We start from the raw sequence: 14,548 nt of genomic DNA, 5'->3' as shown, positions 1-14,548 counted from the left end.
ACCGCGAGCCCGAATGGCCGCGGTCGCCGACAAGACAGAGCTGAAATGAGGTGGAAAATGAAACTGGTGCTGGTCGCCGACCCAATGTGTTCCTGGTGCCACGGCTTCGGAAAGGAAATGACAGCGCTGCAGGAGCGTCATCCAGAGATGTCGCTTGAGATCGTCGTCGCAGGCTTGCGCGCCGGTGCGACGGATGTGCTTGACGAGGCGGGCAAGCGTTTTCGCCTGGAACATTGGGCGAAGGTCGAACAGGCAAGCGGTCTTCCCTTCAATCGGGACGGACTGATGGCCCGCGAGGGCTTTGTGTATGACACCGAACCTGTTTGCAGGGCGGTCGTGGCGGCGCGTATCCTGGCCTCGGAAGCAGACTTGCTAAAGGTCTTCCGCGCCTTCCAGCATGCATTCTATGTCGCTGCCCTCGATACCACCGACGGCGTGCTTCTCGCCAAGGTCGGTGCCGAGGCCTTGAGTGCCGATGGCCATTTTGTCACCCCGGACGAGTTCCTTTCGGTGTGGCAGAGCAAGAGCACGATCGACGCCACCTGCGCCGATTTCATCAGGGCACGATCGATGGGGGTGACGAGCTTCCCGACCTTGTTCCTTGCGCAGCAATGCAGCCTGCGCCGGGTCGGCAACGGATATGCCCATGTCGAAACATTGGAACACGCGATCGACGCTCTGCACGCAGCATAGCGCCATTTCAATCAAACCCGCGAAAGGAGACTGCAATGCCCATCGTCACCGTACAGGTTACCCGCGAAGGAACCACACCCGAGCGCAATTCGGTAACCGCCGAAGAGAAAGCCGCGATCATCGAGGGCGTCAGCCAGGTGCTGCTCGACGTGCTCAACAAACCGCTCGAATCGACCTACGTCGTTATCGAGGAAGTCGATCTTGACAATTGGGGCTGGGGCGGCCTTCCGACCGTGCAATACCGCAAACAGCGCGCCGCGGCAGCAAGGTCCTGAGCCTGTCGAAGGTCTACGCCAGACCCGCCGCTCACATTGCAAGCGACGGGTCGTGGTGCCTGTGCATCGACAGTGCTTCGCACAGCACCAGCCCGCGCCGCATTAATCCATGATGTGATAACCACCGTCGATGTAGATCGTATCGCCGGTGATCAATCGCGCCGCGTCATGCGCCAAGAAGGCCGTCGCCATGCCCACGTCGTCGATCGAGACGAGGCTGCGGGTCGGGGCCGTTTCCTCGGCCTTGCTCAGGAGTTCCTCAAATTCGGGGATGCCAGAGGCTGCCCGTGTCGCGAGGGGGCCGGGCGAGATGGCATGCACACGAATGCCCCGCGGTCCAAGTTCGGCTGCGATGTAGCGAACCGCGCTTTCCAGCGCCGCCTTGGCCACCCCCATGACATTGTAGTTCTTCACCACCATCTGGCTGCCATAGTAGGTCATGGTGAACAGTGTACCGCCGCGTTTCATCAGCGGTTCGGCGAGATGTGCCATACGAATGAACGACCAGCAGGAAATGTCCATTGTCTTCAGGAACCCGTCGCGGGGCACATCGACGACACGCCCCTGCAGCGTATCCTTCGGCGAGAAGGCGATCGAATGCACGACGAAATCGAGCTCGCCCCATTGCTCGGTGATGCGCTCGAACACGGCCTCCAACTCTCCGGGCACCGCGACGTCGAGCGGCATGACGATGGGAGCTTCCAGCGCCTCAGCCAATGGCGCGACGTAGGGTCTCGCCTTGTCATTGAGATAAGTCACCGCCAGCTCCGCGCCCAAGGCGCGGAATGCCCTGGCGCAGCCCCATGCGATCGACTGGTCGTTGGCAATGCCGACCACCAGTCCGCGTTTTCCTTCGAGAAGCTTGGCCTTTACCTCGGGAATCATAGCAACCCTCTCTTCAGCCTTAAAACCTGGAGTGTGGCGCGTGATCTCGCTACGCCGTGATAAGCGCGAGCGTATGACGCGCGATCATCAGTTCCTCGTCGGTCGGCACGACATAGATGGCGACCTTGCTGTCGTCGCTCGAGACGAGAAGGTCGCCGGCCTCGTTTCGCTCCGGGTCGAGGGACGCTCCAAGCCAACCAAGCTTCTTGGCAATCCGGGCCCGCATGACTGCCGAATTTTCGCCAACGCCAGCCGTGAACACGAAGGCGTCCAGTCCACCGAGGGCGGCAGCAAGCGCGCCTGCATTCAGGCTGATGCGATGCACGAAATGGTCGAGCGCGAGCCTTGCGCCGGCGTCGTCGCTGGCAAGCAGATCGCGCACATCGTTGCTGATGCCGGAAAGCCCCTTGAGGCCCGATTCCTTGTAGAGAAGGTCCTGCAGTTGCGGTGCCGTCATGCCATGCTGCTGGAGGAGGTAGAGAAGCACACCTGGATCGATCTGTCCGCATCGCGTGCCCATCGGAAGACCATCGAGAGCCGTAAATCCGAGCGTGCTCTCGACGCTCAGGCCTTGATAAAGCGCGCACATCGATGCGCCGCTTCCAAGATGCGCAACGATAACCCGTCCGCTGTCGAGACGGGGTGCGATCTCGGTCAGCTTTCCGGCCACGTATTCGTAGGACAGCCCGTGAAAGCCATAGCGTCGGACGCCCTCATCGAAATAACGTGCTGGAATGGCATAGTGGTCCGTCATGGGGTCATGGCCGCGATGAAAGGCGGTGTCGAAGCAGGCGACCTGCACAAGTTGCGGCTGGCGCTCCATCAGCACGCGGATCGGCGCGAGATTGTTGGGCTGATGCAAAGGCGCCAGCGGCGCGTACTGCTCCAGTTCGCGAAGCAACTCCGCATTGACGCGCGCCGGGCGGGAATGGTTGGGACCACCATGGACGACCCGGTGGCCGACGGCGATCAGCCGGCCCTGCTGCCGCTGCCGCAGCCATTCCCCGACCAGACGCATCGCCTCCGGCAGGTCGGGAACGGCTTCGGGTGGGTAGTTTTCGTTTGCCAGTCGCTTTCCGTCACTGCTCTTGATGGTTAGGTGCGGCGCAGTGCCGATCCCCTCCATCCGTCCCTTGACCAGCCGGGCCAGTGAATTCGCCACCGAAAACACTTCGAACTTCAGGCTGGACGAACCGGCATTCACAATGAGGATGGTGTCCATGGCGTCAACCGCCCCCAATCGGCGCCGTGCGACGGCGCGCATCGGCGAGCAGGACTGCGACAGCGCAGGAGGCAAGGCGCGCCCGCACTGAATCAGCCCGCGATGTCAGGATGATCGGCACGCGCGCTCCAAGGACGATACCAGCCGCATCCGCCCGCGCCAGAAACGTCAAGTTCTTCGCCAGCATGTTGCCAGCCTCGAGATTGGGAACGACGAGGATCTGGGCTCGGCCGGCAACCGGCGACTGGATCCCCTTTATCCGGGCCGCCTCCGGATCGATAGCGTTGTCGAAGGCAAGCGGGCCTTCGAGAATGCCGCCCGTGATCTGACCACGCTCGGCCATCTTGCAAAGGGCTGCGGCGTCGATAGTCGACGGTATTTTCGACGTGACGGTCTCGACAGCCGAAAGGATTGCCACCCGCGGCACACCTAGGCCGACCTGTGTGAAAAGATCGATTGCGTTCTGAACGATGTCCCGCTTGGCATCGAGATCCGGCGCAATGTTGATTGCGGCATCGGTGATGAAAAGCGTTTCCGAATAGTTCGGCACATCCATCACAAAGACGTGGCTGATCCTGCGCGCCGTGCGAAGCCCCGTGGTCGACGAGGTCACGGCCCGCATGAGCTCATCCGTGTGCAAGCTTCCCTTCATCAGCAGGTCTGCACCGCCTTCGAGGATGATCGCCACGGCCTTGGCCGCCGCTGCATCGCTGTGGGGCGTGTCGACCAGTTCGAACGGCGAGATATCGAGGTCGTGCGATTTGGCGACCGCACGCACCTTTTCTCCCGGCCCGACAAGGATCGGTCGCATCAGCCCAACCTCGGCCGCCTCGACAGCTCCGCGCAAGGATGTCTCATCGCAAGGGTGGGCGACGACCGTTCGCATCGGCGGGACTTGTTTTGCCGCTGCGATCAGCCGCTCATATTTCCGATGGCGACCGGGCTCTTTCTCAATCCTGTCCAAATCCGGCATCTGCGCGTGCTCCGTGTTGAAAGACGAGTGCAAGTCCTCGACGTTTAGGCAACCTTCGGCTTGTTTGCTCGCCCGACAGCCTTGAACGGCGCGGGCTTCCTCGGCGGCGATACGGGACCGGCAAGCGGCTCTCCGGAAAGATCGAAGAGCCCGATGATCCTCTCCCAACGCTGTTCGGCTTCTTCAGAGAGCGGGCCACGCGCGCTCAAAACCTGTTGGAGAGAGGACAATGCTTGGCGACGGAGGCCCTCATCTGCCGGCAACAAGGAAGGGATTGCAGTGACGGCACCCTCTTCATCGCTCACCAGCATGAGGAACTGATCGCGGATTAACGCCTTGAACTCCGCCAGCGTCATTGCCGGCATTCCATCCTCGGTGCGCCGCATCCGGCGGATGGCAGCAAATCCACGCTCGTCGGCTGCACCGTTCGCCATGGCAACGTAGAGCAGGCTGCGTGCCAGGCCCTCCCGAAGTCCCCCACTACCCATTCGCGCCTTGAGTTCCTCGATCCTCGCCTTGAGGGCCTGCGCATGCAATGCCGTCTTGCTTGCCCGCCTCTGCGGCTTTGTGTTCGACGGATCAATGCCGACTGCCGCCTGCAGGAACGGAGAGCCGTAGACCGAGAGGAAGGTCGCCTCGCTCAGGGCCTCCATTCCTTCACGCCATGCATCCAGTCCCGCAACAATCTGCCTGGAAAATGCCTGTTCCAACGCCAGGAAGGGATTGTCAGCAGCAACGGGGCGCCGTTCGTCCGCCACATCGACGGCAAGATCCGCGATCGGCGCCATCAAGGGATTGCGGTCCGAAAGCAGCTCATACTGCATCCGGAGCGGATGGCTCTCACGCAACTGGTTAGCCGCCCATTCCGGCACCATCGCCCGCATGAATGGCTGGATGAAAGTTTGGTAAAGGGACAGGTTGATATCCGAGACCCTGGCGACAGTTGCAAACCGGCGGTCGTCCTCGGCGCCATTGCAGCCCAGCGCACGGATGTCTTCGAGCGTTCTTACCTCGCAGCGCATGATCCAATCACCTTCGACGAGATCCCCGCCGATCGTCTCATCGGTCCTTGCCTCGAAGGTCGCCTCATAGAGACCAGGCGGCAACGCGTCGATCAGGTCGATATTGCTGGAGAATTCCCCGTGCTCCTTGCGGGCGACGCTCGCGGACACGAAGATTCCGAGATGGCCGATCGTTTCGTGCACGGTGTAAACGATGGTCTGCCCGTGCGAACGGATCTCGTTCACGTCATCATACAGATCCAATATCCAACCGAGCGCCTGCGCGGGAGGCGTGATGTTGTCTCCCTTCGAGCAGAAGACGACGATCGGCGCGCGAATGTTGCGCAGATCGATCGCCTCGCCCTTCGATGTCTCGATCCGCCCGGCCGCAAGATTGTTGCCGACGAAGAGCTCGTCGACGATGAACTGGATTTCTTCGCGGTTCAGGCTGACGTGCCCGCCCCACCATTCCTCGAAGCCCAGATAACGTGGCACCTCGTTATCGATCTTCGAGTAGAGGTTATAGTGCTTGGTCCAGAGCGTATTGGCCGGGTTCTGGTTCTCGAAATTCTGCACCAGCCAGGCGCCGTCGAAGGTTCCGTGGCCAAGGTCGCTTGTGAGAGCGGTGAGCCAGCTGCCACCGAGGAGTCCACCTGTGTAGCGCATCGGATACTTGCCGCGCTCACCCGCCCAGTAGGAAAGCGGCGCACCGGCAATGATGATCGATCCGAACAATTCCGGGCGCATGGCAGCGAGCATCATGACGGCCCAGCCCGCCTGACAATTTCCGATCACGCAGGGCTTGGCGTCCGCCTGCGGATGCAGCGAAATGACCTTCTCCAGAAAGATCGCTTCGGCACGCGCAATGTCTTCGATCGTCTGGCCCGGAACGGGGTGCGGAAGGAAGCCAATGAAATAGCATGGATGCCCGGTTCTCAGAGCGACGCCTATTTCGCTATCCGCCTTGAACCCGCCGATACCCGGCCCGTGCCCGGCCCTCGGATCGACGACAACGAAGGGTCGGCGTGTCTGGTCAATCTCCACTCCGTCAGGCGGGACGATCCGCACTAGCGCGTAGTTGACGGGTCTCTCGAGCATACGTCCGTCGAGCACGACCTCGGGCGTGAAGCTCAGCACATGCGGCGCGGTTGCTTCGGCATGCGCCCGATACTGGTTGCCACGTTTGCGCATGACATCCCAGAACAGCACGCTACGCTGGGCGGCATCCAAGGCATAGTCGAAGAAGAAGCCGAAAGGACCAAGTTGAGAAGCGAAATCAGCTGTCGGAAGATAGGAAGGATACCGCATGCCAAATCTCCTCGTTCACCCTCTCAGCGAGAGATCAAAGATTCATGCTCGGATGATATTCTCGATCGGCGTCTGCTTCGTGAATGAATAGCCACACAGTCAGCCACGCGCTTCTTAGCACATGCAGCATAAGCGCTACGGGCCACCTGCCCAACGTATCTTACGGTAGCATACGCCGTTCGACGCAGCCTGGGGACCTCTATGGCAGGTCACGCAAGAGCGGTCCCGGGATCCCCTCGGTCATCGGAAGCGAAACATGTGTTACAAACCACCGACCAGATCACACCACTGTGCGGGCATGTCCTTATTGCAGATTCTGAAGGCCGATCTCGGGACATCCTCGGACGTTGGCAAAGGTGATTTCGCGGCGATCGCCCCACCCGGTCAATCCTCTCAACGTCAGAACATTCTCGTCGCGATAGACCAGGTCGGTCCGGTAGATGCCGGCACGCCGGGCCCTGTTCGTCGCTAGGCTGACGTTGCAGGTGCCTTCCGATGGCGACACCTGCCAGGTGCTCGTACCCCTGCCGTCAGGATTCCAGCCGTCCGATGCGCAAGCCGCCATGGCCGGCAGCAAGGTTGCGAAGATCATCAAGGTCGTGTGGAAGGCGGCTTTCATGATCCCTGCCCCGGTTGCGCTGCGCGTCAACGCTCTGCGCCAAAATAGACGGGTCTGCGCGCAGCGCAATCATCTGTGGGCGGACCCCAGCGTCATTTGCGAACAAATGTCGCCGGAGTCGTGCGGCAGCGTTGATAATCGGTTAACGCTGCCGCCGATCGGCTGAGTGATCACCCGCCGCGGCACTCATCGTTCGCGCGGGCAAGGACAAAGTCGTGTTTTACCTCCCAGAAATCGCCGGCGAATTGATACTGTTTCGACCGTTCGGGATCGCGCGTCCGCCGGAATTCGGCAAGCAGGCTCTCCTTTACCCCGAACACTGCATCGGAATTGATGTAGGGATCATCGGGATCGAATATATGGGTGGTCAGTGTTTCGAAGCGGTCGGCCTTGATGATGTAATGGAGATGCGCGGGCCGATAGGGATGGCGGCCCAGTTCCTTCAGCAGTTGCCCGACCGGGCCGTCATCCGGGATCGGATAATATTTGGGCTTCACCGCCCGGAACCAGTAGCGCCCATCCGGGCCGGTGCGGAAGACGCCCCGCAGGTTGAAATCCGGCTGAATGCCCTTCTGCTGGACATCATAGAAACCCTCGTCATTGGCCTGCCAGACGTCGATCAGCGCATCAGTGATCGGCTGTCCGTCGGTATCGAGAATCCTGCCTTCGATGACCATGTCCTCGCCCTTCTGGTCGAGGCAGATGTTCGCGCCCATCGGCAGTTCCGGTGCGTCGGCAACGTGAAACGGACCAAGCACCGTGCTCTCCGAGGCACCCGAGGGTTTGCGATTGTTGATCGCATCGACCAGCATGGAAACGCCGAGGACATCGGAAAGGAGAATGAATTCCTGCCGCCACTCGTTGCAGATCTGCCCCGTCTGCGTCAGGAAGAAGATGGCCTTCATCCACTCATCCTGCGTCGGCTCAATTTCCTTTACCGCTTCGTGAAGCTTTCGGGTGACGACGTCCATCACCTGCTTCAGGCGTTGATCCTTGGCGTTCTCGTTGCGGCCGGTCACCACGGCGACCGAATCGTCTTCCGTGAAGAAGCCCTTCTCGTGCGCTTCCATGTCGCTCTCACTTATCAAGGATGGATTTCAGGACGCGGCGCAGTTCGGCTTCCGGATTGGAAACCATTGCATCGGCACGCCAGGCGACGTGGTGATCGGGCCGCACGAGAATGGCGCCGGCATCGCGGACCTCGCGCGCATTCGCCCAATCGCCAACCAGGTCCTGCCATTGCTGGCGAGGGCCGATCATGTGCGTGGCGATCGGGATATTGAACTCCTTTGCGAGTGCCCTGGCGGCCGCTAGCCAGCCATCACCACCGATACCAGTCAGAACCGTGAAGGCGCCGTGGCCGGTCAGGTCGAGGGTGGAGACTTTCTCACCACCGTGATTGAACAGCCAAGTATGCGGCAGCCGTGCGCCGGGCCATGTCGTCGGCTGGTAGTGAAGTTCCGGGTCCTGCGCGAAAGCCGGCTCCGGCCGGCCGTCGGTAACGACGGCACTTGACCTGTAGCGCTGGTTCATCTCGACGCCATGCGCGTCGAACTCGTAAACCTTGTAGGCGATCGCTTCCCGGATCGCCTTGCGCTGCCTCTCCGCCTCTGGAGTATCCTTGCAGCGCGCGTCCATGTTTTCCTGCATCTTGACAGGATCGACGGAGTCCAGAAGGCCGAGGGCCTTGAAGATCGGGCCGAACTCTTCGATCGACTTGTTGGCTCGCGTCACGATCTGCTTGGCGATCGGCGCACGCTCGGCATTGTAGCTATCAAGCAGACCGATTCCGGCCTGTCCCTTCAGCACCATGGACAGCTTCCATGCGAAATTGAAGGCGTCCTGGATCGACGTGTTGGAGCCAAGTCCGTTCGACGGAGGATGCCGGTGGGTGGCATCTCCCATGCAGAAGACACGGCCCTTGGACATCGCCACTGCGTACATGTTGTTGACGGTCCAGGTCGAGACCGACTTGATCTTCGGCTGGAGCTCCTGGTCACCGACGAGGTCCCGAACCACCTTGATGGCGAAATCCTCGGTCACGTCAGGCGCCGGCTGGTTGATGTCGTAGCCCCAGACGATCAGCCATTCGTGCCAGGGCCGGACCATGCGCACCAGGCCCATTCCGATGCCGCCGACATCCGCGCCCGGCTGCAGCACCCAGTAAAGCACGGAGGGGCGGTGCGCGACATGCCGCGACAGATCGGCCTCGAACAGGATGTTCATCGAGCCGCCGACACCCATCTTGCCTTCGAAGGAAAGGCCCGCGTGTTCGGCGACCCTCGAATTGCCGCCATCGGCGCCAACCAGGAACTTGGAACGGACGGTAAATTCCTTGCCCGTCAGCCGGTCGAGACAGGTGGTGGTGACGCCGTCGGCATCCTGCTCATGGCTGACGTACTCCGTCGACATGCGCGCCTGCGTGCCACGCGAGCAGGCGGCCTTGAAGAGCAGCGGCTCCATGAAGGTCTGCGGCAGGTCGTTCATCAGGCTGGGTGAGGAGAGTTGATGCTCGGCGCGAGACTGCGGATGCTTGCCCCAGCTCTTCATGCGGCCGATTTCCTCACCCGTCAGCGAAGTGCAGAAGACGTTCTCACCCATCAGATCCTGCTCGGCGGCGAACATATAGGCTTCGTCTTCGACATCGCGACCGAGATCGCGCAGCACCTCCATCGTGCGCTGATTGGTGATATGGGCGCGCGGTGTATTGGCGAGCCATCGGAAGCGATTAATCACCATGTTCTCGACGCCGTAAGTCGACAGCAGCGCCGCAGTTGCAGATCCGGCAGGGCCGGTTCCGATGATGAGGACGTCCGTTGTGATATCAGCCATTTGGCTCTCCTATCTTCTTGTGTCCGAGAGGTCCGCCTTTGAGGATTCGGCGAACCGGAAAAAGCTGGATGCCGGTGCGGTCGGAAAACAGGCCCCAAAGCCCGCGCGGCGCAAACAGCATCGTGACGATGGCGACCAGGCCGAGGATCAAGAGATACCAGGAGCCATAGCCAGCAAGCAGGTTCTGCAACAGAAAGAAAACGATGACGCCGACAATCGGCCCCTCGACCGTACCGATGCCGCCGATGACGACGATGAAGATCACGTAGGCCGTCCAGTCGATCACCGAGAACGCGGCATCCGGCGAGATGCGTTGCTTCTGGACATAGACCAGCGCGCCACAGCAGCCGGTCAGAAATGCCGCGGTTAGGTAGACCATGGTCTTCATCCGCCGCGCATCGACGCCGACGGCGCGTGCCGCCTGCTCATTGTCCCGGACAGCCGCAAGACCCAGCCCGTGCCGCGATCGCAGCAAAGAGTAGATGGCTCCGATGGTGGCCAAGGCGAGTACCAGCGCGAGCCAATAGGTCAGCGCATCGCCGGCCTCTGCCGATTTCATGCGCAAAAGGGATTTCAACAGGTCGACGCCGATCATGTCGCGCGTCGCGTCACGCGGCAACGATGTGCCGGTTCCGCCCCCAAGCGCCTTCCATTGGGCGAAGAGGAGACGACCGACCTCGGCGATGACCCATGTGCCAATGGCAAAATAGGGACCGTAAAGGCGGAAGGTGAAAAAGGCCGTCGGTACGGCGACGATTACCGCAAAGACACCGGCGACGAACACCGCCGCTACGGGATCGAGCCCCCACAGGCTGACGAGAGCAAACATTGCGTAAGCCCCGCAGCCGACGAAGAGTTGCTGGCCGACCGAAATCAGGCCGGCATATCCGGCAAGCAGGTTCCAGCATTGCGCCAGCACCAGCATGGTGAGGATGAAGAACAGGTCCTGGACCGCACCGCGCGACACCAGAAGCGGCGCCAGGAACGCAAGGACCACCGCGATGGCAGCCATGACGGCGACTGGCGCGGAAGCGCCCGTACGGGTCTCGACTTTGAAGGTTGGTGCGAGCAACTGTTCCATGACGGCTCAATCCACTGCGCGCGGGAAAAGGCCGCGCGGCTTGAACAGGAGGACGAGAAGGAAAGCGAGATGCCCGGCGAGGATCTGCCATTCCGGATTGACGGCCGCCCCGATCGTCTGCGCGACACCAAGTATGATGCCGCCGGCCAGCGTTCCCCAAAGTGAGCCCAGCCCGCCAATGATAACGGCTTCGAAGGCATAGATCAGCCGCGCCGGTCCCGACGTCGGATCAAAATTGGCGCGCGTTCCGAGGAACAGTGCCGCGATGGTCACCAAGACCATGGCAAGGCCTGTCGCCATGGCAAAAATGCGTTGCGGCCGGATGCCCATCAGGCCTGCCGTGGTGACATCGTCGGATGTGGCACGAAACGCCCGGCCGATCGAGGTGCGATAGATCAACTGGTTCAGCGCGATGATGGCGAGGATCGCTGAGCCAAAGGTCAGCATCGGCATGACACCGACATTGATCGGCCCCAGCGAAACGGAGGCCGTCTCGAGCGCGCCGGTTGATATCCGACGGCTGTCGGCCGTAAAGCCTTCCAGCAAGCCATTCTGGATGACGATCGAAAGACCGAACGTGACGAGCAGAGGCGGCAGGATATCCTTTCCGAGCGTGCGGTTGAGCAAGTGGTATTGAAGGACCCAACCGGCTGCGAACATGAGAGGAGCCGCAATGAGCGCGGCCAAGAAAGGATGAAGCCCCAACAGGGAAACAAGCAACAGGATCAGAAAGGCGGCGAAGACGATCAGGTCGCCATGCGCAAGGTTGACCAGCCGCATGATGCCGAAGACCAGGCTTAGTCCCGCGGCAAAAAGCGCATAAAGCCCGCCGAGCAAGATGCCTTGCGCTATCGTATCAAGCCAGTTCATGACCATCTGCTCCGAAATAAGCCTTATGAATGGCATCGCGGTCGAGGTCGCATGGCTTTCCGGAGAGCGTGATGCGGCCCTCCATCATGCAATAGACCCGATTGGCGACCTTGAGTGCCTGAGCGATGTCCTGCTCAACGATGATGATCGCCGCTCCGGTTTCCCGGATTCGTGGAAAGGCGGCATAGATGTCGCGCACCACGACCGGCGCCAGACCAAGGCTGATTTCATCGCAAAGGAGCACGTCCGGGTTCGACATCAGCGCCCGGCCGATCGCTACCATCTGCTGCTGGCCGCCGGACAGTGCCGTGGCAGGGTGTCGCCGACGCTGCTTGAGGATCGGAAACAGCGCATAGATGCTCTCGAGCGTCCAGGGGCCCGTGGCCTTGCGGCCATAGGAACCAATCAACAGGTTCTCCTCGACGCTCAACGATGGAAACAGCCGCCGGCCCTCCGGCACCATGGCAATCCCGCGCGACATCACATCGGGGGCGGCCAGCGCGCCGATCGCCTCTGCCCGATAGCTGATGGAACCGGGCTCGTTTTTTAGGACGCCCGACAGCGACCGCATCAGCGTCGTCTTGCCGGCCCCATTCGCGCCGATGATCGCCAGCGTCTCGCCCTCTTCCAGGCTGATATCGATGCCGAACAGCGCCTGGAAGTCACCGTAGGAAGCCGTCAGTGCGTGGGTTTCGAGAAGTGGCATCACACATCGATCCCCAGGTAGATTTCGCGAACTTGCTTCGAGTTCATGATCTCGTCGGGCTTTCCAATGCCGATCACGCGACCGAAATGCAGGACAAGCAGACGACCGACCACGGCGTTCAGCGCATGCAGGACGTGCTCGATCCAGATCACCGCAATGCCTTTGCTGTGCAGGCCGCGGATGGTCGCCACCAGCGCCCGGCACTCGCCTTCCGTCAGCCCGCCGGCAATCTCGTCGAGCAGCAGGAGTTTCGGATCGGTTGCCATCGCGCGCGCCAGTTCCAACCGCTTGCGCTGCAGCAGCGTGAGGCTGCCGGCCATTGCATTGGCTTTGTCGATCAGACCGGTGTCGATGAGGATTTCTGCACAGCGATCGGCAACCTCCCCTTCCCGCTTTCGCGCGCCGAACGATCCGGCCACGAGCAGGTTCTCGAACACCGTAAGCTGATCAAAGGGCTGCGGAATCTGGAAGGTGCGGCCCATTCCGGCAAAGCACCGCGCCATCGGCGTGGTATTGGTCACGTCGGAGCCTCTGAAACGGATTGCGCCGCTGTCTACAGAGATGTTGCCATTGATCAGATTGAACACCGTCGACTTGCCGGCGCCGTTCGGGCCGATGATGCCGAGTGCCTCGCCGTCTTCCACGGCAAAGGAAATCTGTTCGGCGACGGTCAACGCGCCGAACGTCTTCGAGACACCTTCCAGTTCCAATATTGGCATCCATCTCTCTCCCACGAAGAAAGCCGCCTCCACGGCTCCCCGCTCACCTCATGAGCGCTGACGCGCTCAGGCGATCGGCTCCATTTTTCCCCCGGTCGGTATGTTGGGTGCCGTGGCGTTCTCGACGATGACGAGATCATAACCCTTGCCACCCTGCTTCAGCCGCCACTGGCCTCCGACAAGGGGCGTCTTGGCGACATTCTTTTGCGCAAAGGGCGGCAGGCTCTCGTCGCCCCAGGCGATCGGCCCAACAAGCGTATCAAGCTTCGTTTCACCAATGACCTTGGCCACAGTCTCGCCGTCGCTCGGATCCTCGGCTCGCTTCATGACATCGACCGCGAGTTCGAACAGCGCGTGCGCAAATCCGATCGGCTGTGTCCAGGGCCGGCCCGTCGCCTTGGTGAAGGCATCAGCGACCTGCGCCGCCGTCTCGCCCGTCAGTGATGATTTGAATGGGTGGCTTGGCGTCCACCAGACCTCGGTCGAGAGATTGTGGCCAGCATCGCCGAGCGATTCCACCGTTTGCGGGAAAAGCAGAGCCTTACCCACTGAGGCAACCTTTGGCTTGAAGCCCTGCTGCTTCGCCTGATTCCAGAATGTCGTGAGATCCGGCGGGATAACGACACCGGTGACGATCTCGGCGTTCGCCTGCTTGAATGCGTTGATCTGCGCGGAGAAATCATCCGAAAGATTCTGGAAGCGGCCTGGATCGGTCAGCGTATAGCCGAGTTTCTCGAGCACCGGCGGGAAGCCCACGACCTTATCTCCCCACGCGTTGCCATCGCCGTCGTTGGGAAACAGTCCGCCGACCTTCTTGTTGGTCTCGACCTGGCCCCACATGCCGGTAAAGACGGCAATGATGTCCTCGAGCCCCCAGAAGAAGTGATAGGCGAAGTTGAATGGTTTCCAGGAATTCGGGGCGCCGGGATTTGCCTGCTGGCCGATGAACCATGGCTGCCACGGCGCCACCGTGGAAATGCAAGGCATTTCTTCGGCTTCGCAGGTCGTGGACACCGGGTTGGTGGTTTCAGGCGTCGAGGAAACGAGGACCAGGTTTACCTCGTCGGTGACGATCAGTTCCTTGGTCACCTCGGCGGCACGATTGGGATTGGACTGGCTGTCTTTGACGACAACCTCATAATCGAGGCCCATCTTCTTGGTCGTCGCCAAAAAGTTCTCGATCACGAACTTGTCGGCCTCGCCGAAGGCGGCAAGCGGTCCGGTTTGCGGACTGACATAGCCGAGCTTGATCGAGCTCTTCTGTGCCAACGCCGGCAAAGCCAGCCCGGATGTGGCGGCAAGCACGCCGGTGGCTGCCGTCTGTTTCAGGAATTCGCGTCTGGTTGTCATCTCATTCTCCTCCC

Annotated in this window: 14 protein-coding genes; 2 read left to right on the top strand and 12 right to left on the bottom strand. The window is 61.1% G+C overall.

Annotated features, from left to right (window positions below; all coding sequences use genetic code 11):
• Window positions 1-57: 57 nt before the first annotated feature.
• Together BSG20_RS09850 and BSG20_RS09845 are read left to right on the top strand one after the other, a co-directional pair.
• Window positions 58-693, top strand: coding sequence for a DsbA family protein (locus BSG20_RS09850; protein ID WP_072374240.1), 636 nt, complete (start codon window positions 58-60; stop codon window positions 691-693).
• A gap of 35 nt (window positions 694-728) precedes the next feature.
• The gene (locus BSG20_RS09845) at window positions 729-968 is read left to right on the top strand and encodes a tautomerase family protein (protein ID WP_072374237.1); all 240 of its coding nucleotides are present in this window, start codon (window positions 729-731) and stop codon (window positions 966-968) included.
• A gap of 102 nt (window positions 969-1,070) precedes the next feature.
• On the opposite strand, the gene fabI is transcribed toward BSG20_RS09845, so the two are convergent.
• From fabI to BSG20_RS09785, 12 genes are all read right to left on the bottom strand, one after another.
• A complete protein-coding gene (gene fabI / locus BSG20_RS09840; RefSeq protein ID WP_072374234.1) occupies window positions 1,071-1,853 on the bottom strand; it encodes an enoyl-ACP reductase FabI in 783 nt (260 codons plus the stop codon).
• Between the two features lie 49 nt (window positions 1,854-1,902).
• Window positions 1,903-3,075, bottom strand: coding sequence for an acetate/propionate family kinase (locus BSG20_RS09835; RefSeq protein WP_072374231.1), 1,173 nt, complete (start codon window positions 3,073-3,075; stop codon window positions 1,903-1,905).
• 4 nt (window positions 3,076-3,079) lie between these two features.
• The gene (locus tag BSG20_RS09830; RefSeq protein WP_370874270.1) at window positions 3,080-4,159 is read right to left on the bottom strand and encodes a phosphate acetyltransferase; all 1,080 of its coding nucleotides are present in this window, start codon (window positions 4,157-4,159) and stop codon (window positions 3,080-3,082) included.
• Window positions 4,093-6,357, bottom strand: coding sequence for a DUF3141 domain-containing protein (locus BSG20_RS09825; protein WP_072374226.1), 2,265 nt, complete (start codon window positions 6,355-6,357; stop codon window positions 4,093-4,095). The genes BSG20_RS09830 and BSG20_RS09825 overlap by 67 nt, the downstream gene beginning before the upstream one ends.
• A gap of 304 nt (window positions 6,358-6,661) precedes the next feature.
• Window positions 6,662-6,976 carry a hypothetical protein gene (locus tag BSG20_RS09820; protein WP_072374223.1) on the bottom strand — a complete coding sequence of 105 codons (315 nt, stop codon included), beginning with the start codon at window positions 6,974-6,976 and terminating at the stop codon, window positions 6,662-6,664.
• A 170-nt stretch (window positions 6,977-7,146) separates the two neighbouring features.
• A complete protein-coding gene (locus BSG20_RS09815; RefSeq protein WP_072374220.1) occupies window positions 7,147-8,046 on the bottom strand; it encodes an intradiol ring-cleavage dioxygenase in 900 nt (299 codons plus the stop codon).
• 7 nt (window positions 8,047-8,053) lie between these two features.
• Window positions 8,054-9,808, bottom strand: a complete 1,755-nt coding sequence (locus tag BSG20_RS09810; RefSeq protein ID WP_072374217.1) for an FAD-dependent oxidoreductase — start codon at window positions 9,806-9,808, stop codon at window positions 8,054-8,056.
• Window positions 9,801-10,889, bottom strand: coding sequence for a branched-chain amino acid ABC transporter permease (locus BSG20_RS09805; protein WP_072374214.1), 1,089 nt, complete (start codon window positions 10,887-10,889; stop codon window positions 9,801-9,803). Before BSG20_RS09805 ends, BSG20_RS09810 begins: the two co-directional genes overlap by 8 nt.
• A gap of 6 nt (window positions 10,890-10,895) precedes the next feature.
• Complete coding sequence (locus tag BSG20_RS09800) at window positions 10,896-11,759, bottom strand: branched-chain amino acid ABC transporter permease (protein WP_072374211.1); 864 nt, start codon at window positions 11,757-11,759, stop codon at window positions 10,896-10,898.
• On the bottom strand, window positions 11,746-12,465 hold the full coding sequence (locus BSG20_RS09795; RefSeq protein WP_072374208.1) for an ABC transporter ATP-binding protein: 720 nt from the start codon (window positions 12,463-12,465) through the stop codon (window positions 11,746-11,748). Before BSG20_RS09795 ends, BSG20_RS09800 begins: the two co-directional genes overlap by 14 nt.
• Window positions 12,465-13,184: an ABC transporter ATP-binding protein gene (locus tag BSG20_RS09790; protein ID WP_072374205.1), complete on the bottom strand. Its 720-nt coding sequence runs from the start codon at window positions 13,182-13,184 to the stop codon at window positions 12,465-12,467. The genes BSG20_RS09795 and BSG20_RS09790 overlap by 1 nt, the downstream gene beginning before the upstream one ends.
• Window positions 13,185-13,250: 66 nt before the next feature.
• A complete protein-coding gene (locus BSG20_RS09785; RefSeq protein ID WP_072374202.1) occupies window positions 13,251-14,534 on the bottom strand; it encodes an ABC transporter substrate-binding protein in 1,284 nt (427 codons plus the stop codon).
• Window positions 14,535-14,548: the final 14 nt, after the last annotated feature.

This window comes from Rhizobium tibeticum (assembly GCF_900110205.1).
GTDB lineage: Bacteria > Pseudomonadota > Alphaproteobacteria > Rhizobiales > Rhizobiaceae > Rhizobium > Rhizobium tibeticum.
This window is presented reverse-complemented; position numbering and strand designations above follow the sequence as displayed.